This window comes from Streptomyces sp. NPDC098781 (assembly GCF_044759995.1).
In the GTDB taxonomy this organism is placed as follows: domain Bacteria; phylum Actinomycetota; class Actinomycetes; order Streptomycetales; family Streptomycetaceae; genus Streptomyces.
Genome location: NZ_JBIWAK010000018.1, coordinates 26112 through 43710 on the forward strand (window position 1 = coordinate 26112; position 17599 = coordinate 43710).

Sequence of the window (17599 nt, forward strand, 5' to 3'; positions counted from 1 at the left end):
GTGCTGTCTCCCGCGCGCGAACGTCGGGAGCCGGGCGAGCTGTTCGGTCCGCGCTTCTCGCTCTTCGCCGACATGCTCGCCGTCGGTGTAGCCACGGCGATCACCGCTGTGCCGCTGGTCACGGCGCCCGCGGCACTGGCCGCGGGCAGCGCGGTCCTGCGGGGCGCGATCCGCGAGGACCGCCCGGCGACGCTCGGCCGGTACGTCGCCGAGCTCCGCTCCCACGGGCTCGTCCGCTCTGTCCTGGCCGGCCTGACGGTCCTCGCCGCGCTGGCCCTCGTCGGCGTCGACCTGATGCTCGCGGAAGCCGGGCTTCCCGGCGCCCGCCCGATGTCCTGGACGGTGAGTGCCGTCGCGGCGGCAGCACTTGTCGTCGGCCTGCGCACCGCGTCGGACCCGGAGGCCGCCCGAGGCTGGCTTCCCGCAGTACGCCGGGCGGCCGCACGGTCGGCCGCCGACCTGCCGGGGTGCGCCCTGATCGCGGCGGCTGTCGCCGGGTGCGTCGTGCTGCTGTGGATGCTGCCGCTGCTGGCCCCGCTATTGCCCGGCCCGCTGATGTTCGCCGTCACCGCCGTGGAACTCCGTAGCGCTTCCTCCTGCAACGACGAAGGGTGATGCCATCATGTCTCCACTGAGCCGTCGGCTCTTCCTCGGCGCGGCCTCGGCCGCCTTCCTGGCTGCGGGCACCGCCCCGGCCGCCGGTGTGTCGGACGTCATCCGGCGACAGGCCAGAAGATGGACGTTCGCGAACGACTCCCTCACGGCCACCGTCACCTTCGAGGGCGGCGGCATCGCACTCACCCGCCTGTTCAACAAGCGTGCCCGACGCGACTACTTGGGCGCCGCCTCCCTGCTCTTCGCTCACGAACTCGACGGCGGCGCCGTCGTCCGCGCGGACGACGGGCAGTGGCGCCTCGGGGCGACGAGCAGGGAACTCATCACCGTCCGTACGAGGGAGAGGTCCTGGCGGGTCGGTGAACGCGTCCGCATCCCGCTTCGCCGGACGACACCCCGCCCGCTCACGGTCACCCTGGTCTTCGAGATCTACGACGGTGACGCCGGCCTGCGCTACTTCACCCTGGTGCGCAACGAGGACCGGACCCGCGAACTCACCCTCACCCGGTCCACGGTCATCGATCTGTCACTTCCCGACGAGCCCCACACCCTCCACTACGTTCCGAACATGAAGTGGTTCAGCACCCGGGGGTCGCTCAGCACGGAACCCGTCGGCAGGTCGTGGCCGAAGAAGGCGCTGACCGTGTACGACTCGGGGGACGGCTGGAGCATGAGCCCCGAGCTCAACTGGAAGACGCAGCGCGGCAACGGCAACTACCCCACCGACTACATGCTGCCGCCGTTCGCCGCCATCAACGCCTGGCACGAGCAGGACACCGTCTCGGTCGACACGCGCCCCGAGTCATTGCAGCTGACGCTGTTCCCGGGTGAGGAGTTCGAGTACCTCGCGGTGAACCTCACCGTCTTCAAGGGCGACGTCGTCGACGGCAAGACGGCCGACGAGCTGCACTTCCGCAAGCGGTTCAAGTACCACCACACGACCACGTTGTTCCACCAGAACGACTGGGACTACCGCGGCGGCCCGGGCCGTGAGCTGCCCCCCGACTACTACTACGACGTCGTCATCCCGCAGACCAAACGGGCGGGGCTCGACATGGTCATGCTCGACGACCACTGGAACACCACACGTGACACGATCACGCCGAGTGAGTCGATGAACAAGGCCATCACCAGCCTGGAGAGACTGTCCCGGACACTCAAGGACAACGGACTGGGCTTCGGCCTGTGGTTCTCCTTGACAGGCGACGGTCACCTCAAGGGCCGTGATCTCGCCGACCCGGCCCAACTCGCCCACAAAAGAAGCCAGATCAAGACGCTGCTCAACGACTACGGCGTCACCCAGCACATGATCGACCTCACCGAGTACTGGCAGAACGAGCGGACAACCACGTACTCGCACGCGGGCGACAACGTCTACCGCAAGGCGGTCCTGACCCGGGCCATGCTCAACGACCTGGTGACCGAGAACCCCCAGTACCTGCCCAAACTCACCAGTGAGCTCGACATCGCCCCCACCCAGGGCGACCGGAACAACGGCTTGCTGCACATCGCCTACAACGGCTGGAACACCTCCAACGGAGGCATCACCGGTGAGGACCTGTCGCTGCGCACCGCGCTCACCGCGTTCGGGCACCTGCCGATGGCCTCGACCTACATGAACGGCGGCAAGATGACCGGCCGCATGGAGGACTACTACTCCTACATGGCCGTCCGCGCGGTCAAGTTCCCGCAGGACCCCGGCGACGCGGCCAAGTGGCCGGATGCCGCGGTGAAACTGATGGGCATCTTCAACGCTTGGCGCAGGCGGCCCGAGATCACCGTCCTGACGGACGGCCAGTTCCTCCCCGTGTACCTGGGTCAGGGGTGGGACACGACGAACTGGGACAGCAGCAAGGGTCCGTACGTGTGGATGTGGGCGGACGGCGCGCGCCGGAAGGCCCTGCTGATCGCGACCGCGGCCGGCACCGCGCAGACGACCGTCGATGCCAAGGTGCGGTGGCTGAAGGACCATAAGAGGTACGCCGTCACGGACATCACGATCGATGACGACGGCACGCAGGCACATGTCTCGAAGGGCGAGTTCACCGGATCGAGGCTGCGGACCGAGGGACTGCCCATTGATCTGTCCGAGAACACGTCGAAGGGCAAGGCGTTCTGGCTGGAGGTGATCTAGCCCTCTGAGCTTGGTGTTTAACGTCGCGGGTCACCCGACCTGCTCGCGCCTGTCCCATCCGGGGACGACGGCACGCGGGCCCACGTCCCAAAGGGCCAGTTCGCCGGAGGGAAGCTGCGGGCCGGAGGTCTGCATGTTGATCTGTCCGAGAACACATCGAAGGCAAGGCGTTCTGCTTCGCGGCGGTCTGGTACGACGCCACCGACCGGGCTCGAGAACTGTCGGGGCGCCCCTCGGCTTCGCGAGGGGCGCCCGTGGTCCTGCGGCTACCTCTTCGCGTCCGCCTGCCCTCGCTCGCCGAGTTGCGGGACGCGGGACTTCAGTACGGACCATCCGATGCCCAGGGCGATGGCCCACACGAAGCCGACGTAGAGGCTGATCCGTCCGTCCGGGTCGAGCCCGATCATCACGGTCACGCCGAGCAGGAAGACCACGGCGATCCAGCTGCCGATGGTGCCACCCGGGGCGGGGAACGGCGAGGCCGGCAGACGGCCGGCGGCGACCGCGTGCCGGTACCGGATGTGGCTGATGACGATCATCAGCCAGGTCCATATGCCGGCTGCGGTGGCGACGGAGGTGACGTACGTGAACGCCTTCTCCGGAACGACGTAGTTGAGGACGACGCCGATGGCCATGAACGCGACGGAGAGGGTGATACCGATCGTCGGCAGTCGACGGGCCGACAGCTTGCCGACCGCCTTCGGGGCTTCGTTGTTGGCAGCCAGGTCGCGCAGCATGCGGCCGGTGGAGTACATCCCGGAGTTACAAGAGGACAGGGCCGCGGTGAGGACAACGAAGTTGACTATCGCGGCACCGGCCGGGATGCCGATCTTGGCGAACGCCGCGACGAACGGGCTCACTCCGTCGGTGAACTCAGTCCACTTGACCACGCAGAGGATGACCGTGAGCGCACCTACGTAGAAGAGCGCGATGCGCCACGGCAGGGTGTTGATCGCCTTGGGCAGCGTCTTCTCGGGGTCCTTGGACTCGCCCGCGGTGACACCGACCAACTCGACGGCGAGGAAGGCGAACATCACACCCTGCAGGGTCATCAGGGACGAGCCGATGCCGTTCGGGAAGAACCCGTCGAACGCCCACAGGTTGCTCACGCTCGCGGTGTCGCCGGCCGCGCTGAACCCGAAGGTGATGACGCCGATACCGATGATGATCATGCCGAGGAGCGCGGTGACCTTGATCATCGAGAACCAGAACTCCAGCTCGCCGAAGAGCTTCACGGAGATCAGGTTCAGGCCGTAGAGCAGCACCATGAAGACCAGCGCGGTGACCCACTGGGGGACGTCCGGGAACCAATAGTGCATGTAGATCGCGGCGGCTGTCAGTTCCGCCATGCCGGTGACGACCCAGTTCAGCCAGTAGGTCCAGCCGGTCACGAACCCGAAGACCGGGCCCAGGAACTCCCGAGCGTACTCCACGAAGGATCCGGACACAGGACGGTAGAGAAGCAGCTCGCCGAGTGCCCGCATGATGAAGAAGACGATCACTCCGGCGGCGGCGTACATCAGGATCAGGCTTGGGCCGGCCTTCTCGATGTTGGCCCCTGCCTTGAGGAAGAGCCCGACACCGATTGCTCCGCCGATGGCGATCATCTGTACCTGGCGGGATCCGAGGCCACGCTCGTAGCCCTCGTCTGTCCCGTGCCCGGCAGCGTCGCCGGCGTTGTGGTTCTCGACCTGCACTGAGGTCATGTCGCTGACCTTTCTCCATGGGGACCTGGGCCATGCGGGGCCCGATTCGGCTCTCTGTCCCCAAACCTGCGTATTTGAGCACCGCCCTCTGGCGTCTGCCGACGGGCAGGCCTGCTCGGACATAAGGGTCGCCCGGCAGGAGGTCGAGAAGATTTACCACAGGAACATTCGCTGCGAATCGCCACAAATACCGCGAACCGCAAAACCCACATGGCGAGAAGCCCATTCGGGCATGGAATGGCCAACATAAGGTGCGGGATCGTTATCGGGATTTGAGTCTTACTTGAGCAAGCACCCGATTAATTGCGGCCTATACAAATGAGTCGCGCGCAACCATTTTCTCTTCCCATCGGTTAACGAGTCGAAAGGCGGCAGACCCGTTGCGCGACAGTCCGGCAGCGGCTACTTTGTTGGCGCGATGTTCAGTCCGGCTGGACCCGCGGACCGACGTTCAAGTACACCTTATTTGGGCAATCAGATTTTCCGGAGTGCCGAATGGTGTTGGTCCCGGGTCGACTCGGATGGTTCATCAGCTGTCGGTATCCGAGTTAGCTACATTGATTCTAGGAGGAATCTCGGTGATCCAGAAGGTAAGGAAGGCAGTTGTGGTAGCCATGGCGGCGGCTGCGCTTGCGGTTGCTGTTCCCGTCGGCACTGCCACCGCGGTCGAGACGGATTCGGTCAAGGCAACCAGCTGCCTCGATGGCCCGTTCTGGTACTGGTGCTCTCCGTGACAACGCGCTTCCGTGGCATCTGATGTGCCGGATCGGAATGTAACTCACCGACCGGAATACCCTGCTTCCGGGCGGGGTCAGCAGGTTCCACGAGTCCGGGGGTCGTCGATCCAATTCATGGATACGACGGCCCCCGGGCCACACGGGCCTTCTGTGCGGTCACCGCAAGGAACAGCGGATCCAGAAGAAACGCCCGAACAACAATTGGTGTCGCATCGGCGCCGACCGGTCGGCCTCCACGAGCTATTCCACATAGACACGCAATGTGGAGTTGCCTCATTCCGATACCGGCCGCAGCGAGTGCCGCTCTCTCAACGGAACGGCCGGTAGCGCGTGCCCTCACCCGCGCTCGGACCGCTCCCCCACGCGAGACGCCTTCGGCCGGCCGTCGGCATGGAGGAACCGTCCCACTGCGGCACAGCCACCATCCAAAACTTCCATGGTCGGCGCTGCCGCCACACCGGACACGTATTCCCTCCACGCCGATAACACGCGCTCTCAACAAGCCGATCAACCTGCTAGTTTCGGTTCAATGCCTTGCTCGCACGGTGAAGCCAAGGATGCCTGAGGCCGACGAGAAGTCGGCAATTCTCACCGTAAGGCCTTGAACGACACAACAGGCCCGCAGGGCTCTGCCCCGGGTCTCTTCGGATCGATGCCACCAGGGGAGAAGCCCTCAGATGCCGTACAAGGTCTTCAGCATTGCCGAGCGTCCAGATTTTTCGCAGCAGCTCAACTTTGAGAACGATTGGCCGGAGTTCATTCTCTACGATCCAGTGGATTCAGCCTTTTTCGGTCGGCTGCCTCAAGTCTTCCCTGAATTCACTGTTGTCGCGGTGGACGACCACGAAGAAGTGGTGGCCCGAGGCTACAGCGTGCCATTCCTGATGAATACACCGACCCGTGGCACACTGCCGGACAGGGGCTGGGACGAGGCATTGCTCTGGGCATTCTCCGACCAAGGCCAGGGGATCGATTCGGACACGGAATGCGCGATTGGAGTCACGGTTCGCCGCGACCATCAGGGACGGGGTCTGTCCAAGATCATGCTCGAAGCAATGCGACAGAGGGCATTTGTGCGGGGCTTCTCCGAGTTGGTCGTCCCGGTTCGACCTACCGGCAAGCTCAATGAACCCAGGACTCCCATGTCCGAATATGTATACCGCACTCGGAGCGACGGCCTGCCCTGCGACCCGTGGCTGCGAACCCACGTCCGCGCCGGTGGCGTAATCGACTCGATAGCACCCGCATCGATGGTCGTGACCGGTTCTCTCAGCCAGTGGCGGAAATGGACGGGACGGCCATTCGACTCGGATGGCTGGGTAGATGTTCCAGGCGGACTCGTTCCTGCTCGCTGCGTCATGGATTCCGACTACGCAGTCTACGTCGAACCGAATGTTTGGGTCCGGCACCGCTTGACGGATGAAATCGGGGAAATGATCGCATGATGCACCACAGTCCCAGCCTGAACGGGTTCCTTTCCCGGAACCGGTGGAAGATCATTTTCGGGGTCACGGCTACAAGCATCATTGTGACGTTGACGCTTAACCCGCTTGCCGAAGTGAAGCAGAAGGTGATTTCGACTGCCCCGTGGGTTGGTGCAGGCATCCTCGTCAGCGAGATCATGTTCATCGGTGGCCTCGCGATGATGGCGTCTGCGGTCGGGATGAGAGTAGGTAATCCGTTCCGGCTCAAGACCAGCTTGGCTGAAATCTGCAAGCGAGCGAACCGCGACCTCCTCTTCAAGGCAGGATTCTGGATCAATACGGTGGGTGCGATCGGGACCGCCGTGGTCATCTCGATCGGTGTTTTCCTCAACCTGCCGCCGGAGTCCTACGGCATCCTGAGCTTCGCCGTGGCCGACTTGGCACTCACTGTGGCAATCCGAAAAGCCATGCTGGACGGCTTGAAGGAGACCAGCGCGTCGGTGGCGTAGCGGCGGAGATGGTCGGGTTCAGGATCAGGAATCTGATTCGGCCCGGGACTCGTCGGCGATCACCCGGAGGAGCCGGGCCGTTGGCGAGCCCGGCTCTGCCGTGTAGGTGCACAGCACCTGGTCGGGGTCCGTCGTGGGGCGGAATGTGGCGTAGGAGACGGTGAGTTCGCCGTACTCCGGGAGGGCGATACGCCTGACGCCGAGGGATCTCTCCTGGACGGCCTGCGCCTGCCACAGTTTTCGGAACTCGGCGCTGTTGTCGTGAAGTTCACCGAGAATCTGATGAAGGCGCGCGTCGTCGGGATACCTTCCGTAATCGGCTCTGAGCGCGGCGACGGTGTCGCGCGCCATCTGATCCCACTCCGGATACAGCTCCTTGGCGACGGGGTCCAGGAAGCAGAGCAGCGCGGCGTTGCGCCGGCGGTGCGGGATCAGGCCGAAGTCCACGGAGATGAGGGTGCCGAGCCGGTTCCAGGCCAGGACGTCCAGGGCGCGTCCGAGCACATAGGCCGGCACGGTGTCGTCGAGCGCGGTCAGGAGCTGTTGAACCTCCTGGCCGACCTGCTGTCCCGCCACCCCGCCGCCGCTGTGGTGCCGCGGCTGCGCGATGTTGTGCAGGTAGTTCAGCTCGGCCGGCGTCATGCGCAGGGCCGCGCCGATGGCGTTCAGTACGGCCTCGGAGATGTTGCCACCACGGCCCTGTTCGATGCGGGTGTAGTAGTCGACGCTCAGCCCGGCAAGGTGGGCGACCTCTTCGCGTCGCAGACCGGTGACCCGTCGGCGGGTCGGGCCGTGCGTCAGGCCGAGCTCGGCGGGGTCAAGCGCGGCGCGGCGGACTTTCAGAAAGGAACTGATCTCCGAATCGACGTGCACCATTCGGCCATTGTCCGGTAACCGATGGGTTGTGTGCGTCACGATCCGGTCAAGGGTGGCCCTGCCAGTCCCTGGTTGTCGCGGGCCTGGCTGGGCGCGCCGGCGGCACCCAGGATGACGCTCGTCCGGTTACCGGCAGGTGAAGGGCACGTTTCAGCGGCGCACACGCCGGTCCTCAGCCGCTCGGCGCGCTCGAAGCGTCCCGCATCGCCTCCCCGGCTGTGATCCCGCCGCTCACGGCGGGCTTATTCACCGGTGACGCAAGGAGGCTGGTCATGCACGAGAGTATCTGGACGGATCTGCAGGGAGTGCCCATCGAGCAGGGGTACCTCGACGCGGCCGGCGTCCGCACGCGCTATCTGCGGGCCGGCGACCGCGACAAACCGGTGCTCCTGCTGCTGCACGGCACGGGCGGCCACGCGGAGGCGTACGTCCGCAATCTGCGGGCTCACGCCGTCCATTTCTCGACCTGGGCCATCGATCTGCTGGGGCACGGCTACACCGACAAGCCCGGGCGCCCGCTGGAGATCGCGGACTATGTCGAGCACACGCTCGCCGTGCTCGACGCCATCGGTGCCGAGCGGGCGAGCATCAGCGGGGAGTCTCTGGGCGGGTGGATCGCCGCGCGCGCCGCGATCGACCATCCCCGGCGTGTCGACCGGCTCGTTCTCAACACGGCGGGCGGCTCGCAGGCGGACCCCGAGGTGATGCGGCGGATCCGAACCTTGTCGACGGCCGCGGCCGAGGACCCGACATGGGAGAAGGTGCAGGCCCGGATCGTCTGGCTGATGGCGGACAAGACCAAGGGCTACGACGATCTCGTCGCCAGTCGCCTCCAGGTCTACCGGCAGCCGGGCTTCGCCGCGGCGATGCGGGACACCCTGGCGCTCCAGGATCCGCAGATCCGTGTCCGCAATCTGCTCGGACCGGAAGAGTACGGGCGGATCGTTGCGCCGACGCTCGTGCTGTGGACGAGCGACGATCCCACCGCGGACGTCAGTGAAGGAAAGAGGATCGCGTCGATGATCCCTGGAGCGCGTTTCGTGGTCATGGACAACTGCGGGCATTGGCCGCAGTACGAGGACACCCCGACGTTCAACCGTCTTCACCTCGACTTCCTCCTGGACGGTGCGGCATGAACGCTTTTTCGCCGGCCGAGGGCGGCCAGGTTCCCGAGGACGGTGCGCAATTGCCGGTGGTCGCGGCGGTGGATGTCCTCGTCGTCGGCGCCGGCCCGGTGGGGCTGACCCTGGCGAACATTCTCGGCGGCCACGGTGTCAGCACCCTCGTGGCCGAGGAACGGGAGACGTTGATCGACTATCCGCGGGGCGTGGGCCTCGACGACGAGTCGCTGCGCGCATTCCAGGCCATCGGCCTCGTCGACCGGATCCTGCCGCACACCGTCCCGCACCAGATCATGCGCTTCGTCAACGGCAATCGACGCGTCCTCGCCGAAATCGCACCGAGCGGTGAGGAATTCGGCTGGCCGCGCCGCAACGCGTTCGTGCAGCCACTGGTCGACGCCGAACTGCTCAGCGGTCTGGAGCGCCACCCTGACGTTTCGGTGAAGTGGGGCCGGTGCGTCGAGTCGCTCACCGAGGTGGACGGCCGGGTCGAGGTCGTCCTCAAGGACACTTCGGGGCAGCGGTGCCTTGTCCACGCGCGGTACGTCGTCGGCTGTGACGGCGGGCGCAGCATCACCCGCCGCTTGATGGACATCACCTTCGAAGGCACCACCTCGCCGACCCGCTGGCTGGTCGTCGACATCCGTAACGACCCCCTCGGCGAGCCCAACATCTACGTGGGCGCCGACCCCGACCGGCCCTATGTGTCGGTGTCGATCGCGCACGGCATCCGCCGCTTCGAGTTCATGGTCATGGCCGAGGAGACCCAGGGGCGGGCGGAGAGCGCGGAGTTCGTCCAGGAACTGCTGGCCCGCTTCGTACCCGACACGGCTGGTCTGGACATCATCCGCCGGCGCGTCTACACCCATCACTCGCGGATCGCGGGCGCGTTCCGCTCCGGCCGGGTCCTGCTCGCCGGTGACGCGGCGCACCTGATGCCCGTGTGGCAGGGCCAGGGCTACAACAGCGGCATCCGTGACGCGGTCAACCTCGGCTGGAAGCTGGCCGCCGTCGCCAAGGGCCTGGCGGGCGATGCCCTGCTCGACACGTACGACACCGAACGCCGCGGCCACGCCCGCGCAATGATCGACCTGTCCACCACCGTCGGGAAGATCATCTCGCCGACCAGCAGGCGGGTGGCGGCGCTGCGCGACGGCATCGCTCTCGCCGCCTCCGCGATCCCGCAACTCAAGCGCTACATCGTGGAGATGCGGTTCAAGCCGATGCCGCGGTACGACTCGGGTGCGGTGGTGCATCGCTCGACCGCGCGCACCTCTCCGGTGGGGCGGCTGTTCATCCAGCCGCGGGTGGACACGCGCACCGAGCGGGACGTGCTTCTCGACGACGTCCTCGGGCCCTGGTTCGCCGTCGTGTGCTGGAACAACGACCCGGCGGCCGTGCTCGGCAAGGAGTCCTTCGCCCTGTGGAAGGCACTCGGGGCCCGTTTCGTCTCGGTACGCCCTCGCCCGCAGCTCCATTGGGAGGGCCAGGACCATCCCGATGTCGTCGTTGTCGGGGACCGGACGGGCCGGCTGAAGGCGTGGTTCGACCAGCACGAGGAATCCGTGCTCTTCCTGCGCCCGGACCGCTGTGTGGCGGGCGCCTGCATCGCGCAGCGCGCCTCGCAGCTCTCACGCGCCCTCGCCCAGGCGCTCTCACTCACCCCCGGAGACCTCGATGCCGCTCGCTCTGTGCTGCCTGTCTCACAGCCCGCTTCTCGGTCTCACTGACCCGGCCGCCGAGGCGGCCGTGGACGTCGGCTCGGCGCTCGCCACGGCCCGTCGCTTCGCGCACGCCTTCGATCCAGACGTGGTCGTCCTGTTCGCGCCCGACCACTACAACGGGTTCTTCTACAAGTTGATGCCGCCGTTCTGCCTTGGCTTCGAGGCGTCCGGCATCGGCGACTACGGGACGCAGGCAGGCGACCTGGACGTGCCCCGGGAGCTCGCCGAGGGCTGTGCGCGGGCCGCGCTCGACGCCGGCATCGATCTGGCCGTATCGCTGCGCATGGAGGTCGATCACGGGGCCGTACAGCCGCTTGAGAAGCTGTTCGGCGACGCTCGTGCCCGGCCCGTGGTCCCCTTCTTCGTCAATTCCGTGGCCGCACCGTTGGGGCCCGTCAAACGCGCCCGCCAACTGGGCGCGGCCGTCGGCCGGTACCTCGCCGAACGCCCTGAGCGGATCCTGCTCATCGGCTCGGGCGGGCTGTCCCACGACCCTCCGGTCCCCACGCTCGCCGGGGCCACCCCGGAGGTCGCCGAACGGATCGTCGGCGGGCGCTCCCTCACCGATGCCGAACGGGCGGCACGCGAGCGCCGGGTCGTGCGGGCGGCGTCCGACTTCGCGAACGGGTCGGACGAACTGCGGCCGCTCAACCCCGACTGGGACGAGGCGTTTCTCGATCTGCTCCGCCGGGGGGAGCTCGACGCCGTGGACAGCTGGACGAACGAGTGGATCGAGCGGGAGGCGGGGGGCTCGGCCCACGAGGTCCGCACCTGGATCGCCGCGCACGCGGCGCTCGCCGCCGCGGGGCCCTACGAGGTCGTGTCCCGCTTTTACCGGCCGATCCCGGAGTTCATCGCCGGGTTCGCGGTCACGACGGCCGTGTCCCGGCAGCCGTGACGGCCACTGTGCCGACCGCCCCTGCGAGTACCTGACCCAGACAAGTCCGCAGGGGCACGGATCGGCTCTCGTCGACGCTTCCGAGAAAGGGGCGATGACATGCTCGGAACTGTTTCCAAGGCCGGCCGGGTCCTGGACCTCTTCACCCCGGCGCTCCCCGAATGGGGAGTCAGCGAGGTGGCCTGTCAGCTGCAGGTCTCCAAGTCCAGCGCGCACGCGTTGCTGTCCACGCTCAACGAGATCGGTCTTGTGCGCAGGCTGCCCGACGGCCGCTACCGGCTCGGCTGGCGCATCCTCGAACTGAATCGCAGTCTCCTGCAAAGCACCGATTTCCTCAGCGGCTCCACGGGACGTATGCAACTGCTCGCCGACCAACTGCAAGCGACGATTCACGTCGCGGCCGTACGCGATCACTCGGTGCTCTACCTGGAGAAGATCCGGGGTGCCCACAGCCCGGACATCGGCTTCTCCGCGGTCGGCCTGAGCGCGCCCGCCCACTGCACCGCACTCGGCAAGGTACTGCTGGCCTCCTCCGACGACGCGTACACCGACGCGGTCATCGAGCGGTACGGCCTGGCTCGCCGCACCCCCGAGACGATCACGTCCCTGCCCCGGCTGCGCACCGAACTCGACGCCATACGGCTGCGCGGCTGGGGCCTGGACCGCGAGGAGGCCGTCACCCGGGTGTGCTGTGTCGCGGCCCCCGTCCGGGACGCACACGGTGGTGTGCAAGCGGCGATCAGCATCTCGTTGTCGACCAGCCAGTACCGGCGCAATCCCGAGGGGGTGCGCCGCAGCGTGCAGAAGACGGCGGCCTGGATCGGGCGCGCTGCGTACCGCACTGAGCCACTCATGAGCGGAGACGTCCGATGACCGTCTTTCACCGGGGCTCTTGGCCCTCCCCCGCCCGCACCTTTCTCTTGATCCACGGGGCCGGTCTCGGTTCATGGTGCTGGCGCTATCTCGAGCCACGGCTGAAGATGCGTGGTCACTGCGTCCTCACCGTGGACCTGCCGATCGAGGATCTGACCGCCGGGGCGGCGGCGTACGCCCGTGTGTGCGAGGACGCGCTGCGTCAGGCACGGATGCCGGGAGGCGTGGTGGTCGTCGCTGCCTCGATGGCCGGCCTTGTCGCTCCCCTGATCGACCACCACGACGTGATCCGCACGGTCTACGTCGACGCGGTGCTCCCTGTCCCCGGCACCGCCCTGGCCGACCGCCGCGAGGATGTGTTCTCGGAACGCTACTTCGACGACTTCCTGCCCCGACTGGCCACGACCCCAGGGGGGTTGACGCGCTGGCCGGCGGCCGCCGCAGTCGAGGCGTGGTTCGGCCACTGCGATCCGCTCACCGCCCGGTGGGCGGCGAGCAAGGTGCGCGGCCAGTCCCCGAAGGTGTTCACGGAGACAACGCCCCTCGCCGCCTGGCCGGACGGCCCCCTGACGTACATCCGCTGTTCGGACAGCCCCACGCTGAACTCCGACTGGCAGGATCGCGCCGCCAGCGAACTGCTCGGTGTCGAACCTGTCGTGATGGACAGCGACCACTCCCCCTTTCTCTCCCACCCTGAGCGACTCGCCGCGCTGCTGCACCGCGCGGTCCAGGAGACTCCCGACCGAAGGAGTGTGCTGTGAGCACGGCTGACCCTGTATTCGACACCGTGGTGGACGTCCTCGTCGTCGGCTCCGGCGCCGGCGGGATGACCGCGGCGCTCACCGCGAAGGCCGCCGGGCTGAACGTCCTCCTCGTCGAGAAGGCCGACGTCTTCGGCGGTACGACCGCCCTGTCGGGCGGCGGCATCTGGGCGCCGGGTGCCCGCGCCCTGCTCAGGGACGGTTACCAGGGCAGCCCCGAAGGTGTGCTGACCTATCTGGAGGCGATCACCGACGGGCTGGTGAGCCGGGAGCGGCTCCAGGCGTACGTCGACAACACCCCCGAGATGCTCGATTTCCTGGAGGAGTCGCACGAGGACCTCGAGTTCGTGTGGAAGCCGGGCTATCCGGACTACTACCCGGACCTGCCGGGCGGCTCCGCGCTCGGTTGCACGGTCAACGTGCCGCCGATCGATCTGCGGCGGCTCGGCGAGGACGAGCCGTATCTCATCAAGCCGCTCGCGCTGGCGCCCCGAGGCATCTGGCTGGGCCCGAAGGAACTGCACGACTTCTACCGGATTCGGCAGTCCTGGCGGGGCAAGGCCGTGCTGCTGAAGCTGGTGTGGCGGATGCTGCGGGCGCGCCTGACCGGTGAGCGGATCGCGGCCATCGGGCAGTCCCTGGCAGCACGGCTGCGCCTGGCGATGCGCGCCCGCGACGTGCCCCTGTGGCTCCGCTCACCGATGCGCTCCTTGATCACCGACTCCGCGGGCCGGGTCATCGGGGTGGAGGCGGAGCACGACGGCCGCATCCACACCATCGGGGCGACACGTGGCGTCATTCTCGCCACCGGCGGTTTCGATCACGATCTGCCCCTGCGGATGCGCTACGAGCCGGTCATCGACCAGGACTGGAGTCTGGGGTCTCTCGCCTCGACCGGGGATGGCGTCAAGGCCGGCGAGAAGGTGGGAGCCGCCGTCGACCTGATGGACGAGGCCTGGTGGTTCCCAGCCATCGCATGGCCGGACGGCAGGATGCAGTTCATGCTCAACGAGCGCATGATTCCGGGGCAGTTCGTGGTCAACGGGGCCGGCCGTCGGTTCGTCAACGAAGCGGCTCCGTACACGGACTTCGGGCACGCCGTGATCGCGGGGCAGAGGACGGGCGTGACGCACATCCCGGCCTGGCTGATCATCGACGCGAGGTCGTGGCAGCGTTATGTCTTCGCCGGTCATCTCCCGCTGCCGAAGATTCCCGGCGCCCCCGTGCCCACCGGCCGGACGGTGCCGAAGTCCTGGTTCGAGGCGGGCGTGGTGAAGTCCGGCCGCACGTGGGAGGAGCTGGCCGCCGAGATCGACGTTCCGGCCGACGAGCTGCGGCGCACCGCCGAGCGGTTCAACGAGCTGGCGCGCTCGGGCCGCGACCTCGACTTCCACCGGGGCGAGAGCGCCTACGACAACTACTACGGCGATACGACCCTGCCGAACCCGAACCTGGCGGAGGTGAGCAGGCCGCCCTACTACGCGTTTCGGATCGTGCCGGGCGATCTCGGCACCAACGGCGGGCTGCTGACGGACGAGCACGCGAGGGTCCTGCGCCAGGACGGAACCCCGATCGAGGGCCTGTACGCGACCGGGAACACCGCGGCGACCGTGATGGGGCGCAGCTATGCCGGCGCCGGCGCGACCATCGGACCGGCCATGACGTTCGGCTACGTCGCCGCTGTGCACATCGCGGCTTCGACGTGACTGCGCGGCGGGCGCCTTCGGCGACGCAGGCTCCCCCAACGCGCCGGGGTACGACGGTCCGAGGAGGGACCCGCGCGAAGCTCGTCCGGCGTGAGCCGGTTCTGGGCGCCTGGCACAGAACCGGCTCACGCCCTCTAGCCGACGCCCCGCTCGTGGAGGGGGTGGAAGTCTCTGCGGAAGTACAGGACCGGCGCGTCGTTTCCTTGCCGGATGTCTTCCACCTGCCCGACCAGAATCGTGTGATCGCCGCCGAGGACCCGGGCGTATGCCGAGCAGCTGAGCACGATCGGGGCGTCGGGCAGGACCGGGACCCCGCGGTCGTCGGTGACGAACTCCCCACCGCCGAACTTGTCGGCTCCCCGGGTTCCGAAGCGAATGGCGAGGTCCTTGTGCTCGGGCTTGATGACATGAATCGCCCAGGAGTCGCAGGTCTCGAAGGCGGGATGGCACTGAGCCGTGGTGGAAAGGCAGACAAGGACGAGGGGAGGGTCCAGCGACAAGGAGCAGAAGGCACTCGCGGTGAATCCCCACGGCTCGCCCTCCCCGTCCACCGTGGTGACGATCGTCAGTCCGCTCGGAAAGGATGACATGGCCTCACGGAATTTCTTCCGCAATGCCTCGGGCGCCTCGGCCGCACTGAACTTCGATCCGTTCATCACTGGCTCCCTTTCAGGTAACAGGCAAGGCTGAGCTACCGCTGGCACACACGGTAGGGACGGCTGGCCAGAGCTCCGAATATCGTTCGCCATATGCGAACCGTCATGGAGATTGCACATAACGCGGAGTTAACCTCCGCGTGCGAATGCGACTTCCGCCCCGACCGGAGGAGACCAAATGCAAGACGGGATATTCGTCATCGACGCGGTGGCGCACGCGCTCAACATGGCGGAATCGAACTTCGAGGAACCCAAGCACTGCCGCCCCATCAACGACTTCGTCTGCGGCCTGCTCGCATCGGCACCTCAGCCCTATCCGATCGACGCCGCGGCGGCCGCTCGCGACTGGAGCGTCGACGAGGTGGCGAACCTGCTCTTTCGGGAGAGCAACACCGACGTGGCGGTGTTCCACGGGACTCCGATCTTCTTCTACAAGGACGGAATGTCCAGCTTCGAAAAGTCGCTGGAAGCCGTGCAGAAGTACCCGAACCGCTTCATCGGGGCCTACTGTTCCATCGATCCGCTGCGCGGTGACCCCATCAAGGAGCTGGAACGACAGGCCGCTCTGATGAATCCGATCGGCGTGAAGTTCTATCCCGTCAGCTACCACGAGGGACATTTCACGCCCTGGCACATGGACGATCCCAAGATCGCGTTCCCGCTGTACGAGCGGGCCGCCGAGCTGGGAATCAAGAACATCGCCGTCCACAAATCCTTGCCGCCCGGACCAGCCCCCGCCTCCGCGTTCGCGCCGTCGGACGTCGAGGGCGCGGCCGTCGCCTTTCCCGAGCTGAACTTCGAAATCGTGCACGGCGGGATCGCCTTCACGGAGGAGACGGCGTGGCTGTTCGCGCGTTTCCCGAACATCTACATCAATCTGGAGACGCTGAATCTGATCCTCGTGCAGCGCCCGCGGGTGTTCGCCGAAATACTGGGCGGTCTCCTCAACAACGCCGGCGCGCAGGGAATCGAGCGGCTCGTGTGGGGTCAGGGCGTCATGAACAATCATCCACAGATGTGCCTGGACGCGTTCATGGACTTCCAGTTCCCCGAGGACGTCCTGGACAAGTTCGGCCTTTACGCCGGGATTCCGCAGCTGACGCGCGAGCACAAGCGGATGATCCTGGGCGGCAACTACGCCCGGCAGCACGGGTTCGACCTGGACAATCTCGCCGCCGCCGTGGCGGGCGACGAGTTCTCCTTGGCGCGCCAGGGCGGACTGCCCACTCCCTGGTCCACGACCGCCGCCGCGGGCACGGTGCTCGCGGCCTCGGCCTGACGTCTCCCCCGGACTTGCCGGATCACCCGAGAGGACATGGCCTCATGACTGAGAAAAGCGTCGCCACGGCCGTGGCCGCGACACACACCGACGAACAGACCCACACCGGCGAGCATCTCCTGCGGGAGATCAACCGTCGTATCAACTCTGTGGGCGATCCGTGCAGCGTCGCGCACGGTAGCCCGCTGGGGCTGGTCGACATGGGCATGGTCGAAAGCGTCGTGGTCGGCGGCGACGGTCATCTGCGGGTGGGGATGAGGCTCACCTCGCCGTCCTGCTACATGGTCGGCTACTTCGCCGAGGAGATCCGGGAACGGCTGGCGGATCTCCCCCGGATCACACAGGTCACCGTCGAGTTCGACAACGGGCTCGACTGGACACCGCAGTTGATGACCGAGTCGGGGCGACACAAACGCCGTCAGGCGCTGGCCGCCCGCGGCATCGAGGAACGGGTGGGCGTCGGCCTCCCCCTGATGCCCGTGGCCCGCGAGGCCGGCGCCTGACGGCACCCACGAACCGCCGGCGGCCGCAGGCGTGCGACCGCCGGCTTTCACAACACCACACGCGACACGAAGACAGG

General features: G+C 66.9%; 15 protein-coding genes. 12 read left to right on the top strand and 3 right to left on the bottom strand.

Features of this window, described 5'->3' with window-relative positions; translation table 11 throughout:
- Complete coding sequence (locus ACIQWG_RS40205) at positions 1-615, top strand: hypothetical protein (RefSeq protein WP_404105934.1); 615 nt, start codon at positions 1-3, stop codon at positions 613-615.
- A 7-nt stretch (positions 616-622) separates the two neighbouring features.
- Positions 623-2749, top strand: a complete 2127-nt coding sequence (locus tag ACIQWG_RS40210) for a hypothetical protein (protein ID WP_404105937.1) — start codon at positions 623-625, stop codon at positions 2747-2749.
- 266 nt (positions 2750-3015) lie between these two features.
- Here the strand turns inward: ACIQWG_RS40210 and ACIQWG_RS40215 are convergent, their stop codons facing one another.
- The gene (locus tag ACIQWG_RS40215; RefSeq protein ID WP_404105940.1) at positions 3016-4455 is read right to left on the bottom strand and encodes an amino acid permease; all 1440 of its coding nucleotides are present in this window, start codon (positions 4453-4455) and stop codon (positions 3016-3018) included.
- 1414 nt (positions 4456-5869) lie between these two features.
- Here ACIQWG_RS40215 and ACIQWG_RS40220 point away from each other — a divergent pair.
- Positions 5870-6637 (top strand): N-acetyltransferase, encoded by a 768-nt coding sequence (locus ACIQWG_RS40220; protein ID WP_404105943.1) that lies wholly within the window; start codon positions 5870-5872, stop codon positions 6635-6637.
- Entirely contained in the window at positions 6634-7125 is a 492-nt protein-coding gene (locus ACIQWG_RS40225) for a hypothetical protein (RefSeq protein WP_404105945.1), read from the top strand. The genes ACIQWG_RS40220 and ACIQWG_RS40225 overlap by 4 nt, the downstream gene beginning before the upstream one ends.
- A gap of 24 nt (positions 7126-7149) precedes the next feature.
- Here ACIQWG_RS40225 and ACIQWG_RS40230 read toward each other — a convergent pair whose 3' ends face one another.
- Positions 7150-8001, bottom strand: coding sequence for a helix-turn-helix domain-containing protein (locus ACIQWG_RS40230; protein WP_404105947.1), 852 nt, complete (start codon positions 7999-8001; stop codon positions 7150-7152).
- A 272-nt stretch (positions 8002-8273) separates the two neighbouring features.
- Here ACIQWG_RS40230 and ACIQWG_RS40235 point away from each other — a divergent pair, with 272 nt between their 5' ends.
- The 6 genes from ACIQWG_RS40235 (at position 8274) to ACIQWG_RS40260 (ending at position 15084) form a co-directional block, all read left to right on the top strand.
- Positions 8274-9137 (top strand): alpha/beta fold hydrolase, encoded by an 864-nt coding sequence (locus tag ACIQWG_RS40235; RefSeq protein WP_404105950.1) that lies wholly within the window; start codon positions 8274-8276, stop codon positions 9135-9137.
- Positions 9134-10852 (top strand): bifunctional 3-(3-hydroxy-phenyl)propionate/3-hydroxycinnamic acid hydroxylase, encoded by a 1719-nt coding sequence (locus ACIQWG_RS40240; protein ID WP_404105953.1) that lies wholly within the window; start codon positions 9134-9136, stop codon positions 10850-10852. The genes ACIQWG_RS40235 and ACIQWG_RS40240 overlap by 4 nt, the downstream gene beginning before the upstream one ends.
- Positions 10800-11744 (top strand): 3-carboxyethylcatechol 2,3-dioxygenase, encoded by a 945-nt coding sequence (locus tag ACIQWG_RS40245; RefSeq protein WP_404105956.1) that lies wholly within the window; start codon positions 10800-10802, stop codon positions 11742-11744. Before ACIQWG_RS40240 ends, ACIQWG_RS40245 begins: the two co-directional genes overlap by 53 nt.
- A 99-nt stretch (positions 11745-11843) precedes the next feature.
- Positions 11844-12617, top strand: a complete 774-nt coding sequence (locus tag ACIQWG_RS40250) for an IclR family transcriptional regulator (protein WP_404105959.1) — start codon at positions 11844-11846, stop codon at positions 12615-12617.
- Positions 12614-13378, top strand: a complete 765-nt coding sequence (locus tag ACIQWG_RS40255; protein ID WP_404105962.1) for an alpha/beta hydrolase — start codon at positions 12614-12616, stop codon at positions 13376-13378. Before ACIQWG_RS40250 ends, ACIQWG_RS40255 begins: the two co-directional genes overlap by 4 nt.
- Complete coding sequence (locus tag ACIQWG_RS40260) at positions 13375-15084, top strand: FAD-binding protein (RefSeq protein WP_404105964.1); 1710 nt, start codon at positions 13375-13377, stop codon at positions 15082-15084. Before ACIQWG_RS40255 ends, ACIQWG_RS40260 begins: the two co-directional genes overlap by 4 nt.
- A 134-nt stretch (positions 15085-15218) precedes the next feature.
- Here the strand turns inward: ACIQWG_RS40260 and ACIQWG_RS40265 are convergent, their stop codons facing one another.
- Entirely contained in the window at positions 15219-15674 is a 456-nt protein-coding gene (locus tag ACIQWG_RS40265; RefSeq protein WP_404105967.1) for a flavin reductase family protein, read from the bottom strand.
- A 244-nt stretch (positions 15675-15918) separates the two neighbouring features.
- Here ACIQWG_RS40265 and ACIQWG_RS40270 point away from each other — a divergent pair, with 244 nt between their 5' ends.
- Together ACIQWG_RS40270 and ACIQWG_RS40275 are read left to right on the top strand one after the other, a co-directional pair.
- Positions 15919-17019, top strand: a complete 1101-nt coding sequence (locus ACIQWG_RS40270; RefSeq protein ID WP_404105970.1) for an amidohydrolase family protein — start codon at positions 15919-15921, stop codon at positions 17017-17019.
- A 44-nt stretch (positions 17020-17063) separates the two neighbouring features.
- The gene (locus tag ACIQWG_RS40275) at positions 17064-17522 is read left to right on the top strand and encodes a metal-sulfur cluster assembly factor (RefSeq protein ID WP_404105973.1); all 459 of its coding nucleotides are present in this window, start codon (positions 17064-17066) and stop codon (positions 17520-17522) included.
- Positions 17523-17599 lie beyond the last annotated feature (77 nt).

Bases quoted from the DNA above. Each gene is read 5' to 3' on its own strand.
- ACIQWG_RS40230 (WP_404105947.1), bottom strand. From the start codon at position 8,001: ATGGTGCACGTCGATTCGGAGATCAGTTCCTTTCTGAAAGTCCGCCGC.
- ACIQWG_RS40245 (WP_404105956.1), top strand. From the start codon at position 10,800: ATGCCGCTCGCTCTGTGCTGCCTGTCTCACAGCCCGCTTCTCGGTCTC.
- ACIQWG_RS40265 (WP_404105967.1), bottom strand. From the start codon at position 15,674: ATGTCATCCTTTCCGAGCGGACTGACGATCGTCACCACGGTGGACGGG.
- ACIQWG_RS40225 (WP_404105945.1), top strand. From the start codon at position 6,634: ATGATGCACCACAGTCCCAGCCTGAACGGGTTCCTTTCCCGGAACCGG.
- ACIQWG_RS40250 (WP_404105959.1), top strand. From the start codon at position 11,844: ATGCTCGGAACTGTTTCCAAGGCCGGCCGGGTCCTGGACCTCTTCACC.
- ACIQWG_RS40270 (WP_404105970.1), top strand. From the start codon at position 15,919: ATGCAAGACGGGATATTCGTCATCGACGCGGTGGCGCACGCGCTCAAC.
- ACIQWG_RS40220 (WP_404105943.1), top strand. From the start codon at position 5,870: ATGCCGTACAAGGTCTTCAGCATTGCCGAGCGTCCAGATTTTTCGCAG.
- ACIQWG_RS40275 (WP_404105973.1), top strand. From the start codon at position 17,064: ATGACTGAGAAAAGCGTCGCCACGGCCGTGGCCGCGACACACACCGAC.
- ACIQWG_RS40210 (WP_404105937.1), top strand. From the start codon at position 623: ATGTCTCCACTGAGCCGTCGGCTCTTCCTCGGCGCGGCCTCGGCCGCC.
- ACIQWG_RS40255 (WP_404105962.1), top strand. From the start codon at position 12,614: ATGACCGTCTTTCACCGGGGCTCTTGGCCCTCCCCCGCCCGCACCTTT.
- ACIQWG_RS40240 (WP_404105953.1), top strand. From the start codon at position 9,134: ATGAACGCTTTTTCGCCGGCCGAGGGCGGCCAGGTTCCCGAGGACGGT.
- ACIQWG_RS40215 (WP_404105940.1), bottom strand. From the start codon at position 4,455: ATGACCTCAGTGCAGGTCGAGAACCACAACGCCGGCGACGCTGCCGGG.
- ACIQWG_RS40235 (WP_404105950.1), top strand. From the start codon at position 8,274: ATGCACGAGAGTATCTGGACGGATCTGCAGGGAGTGCCCATCGAGCAG.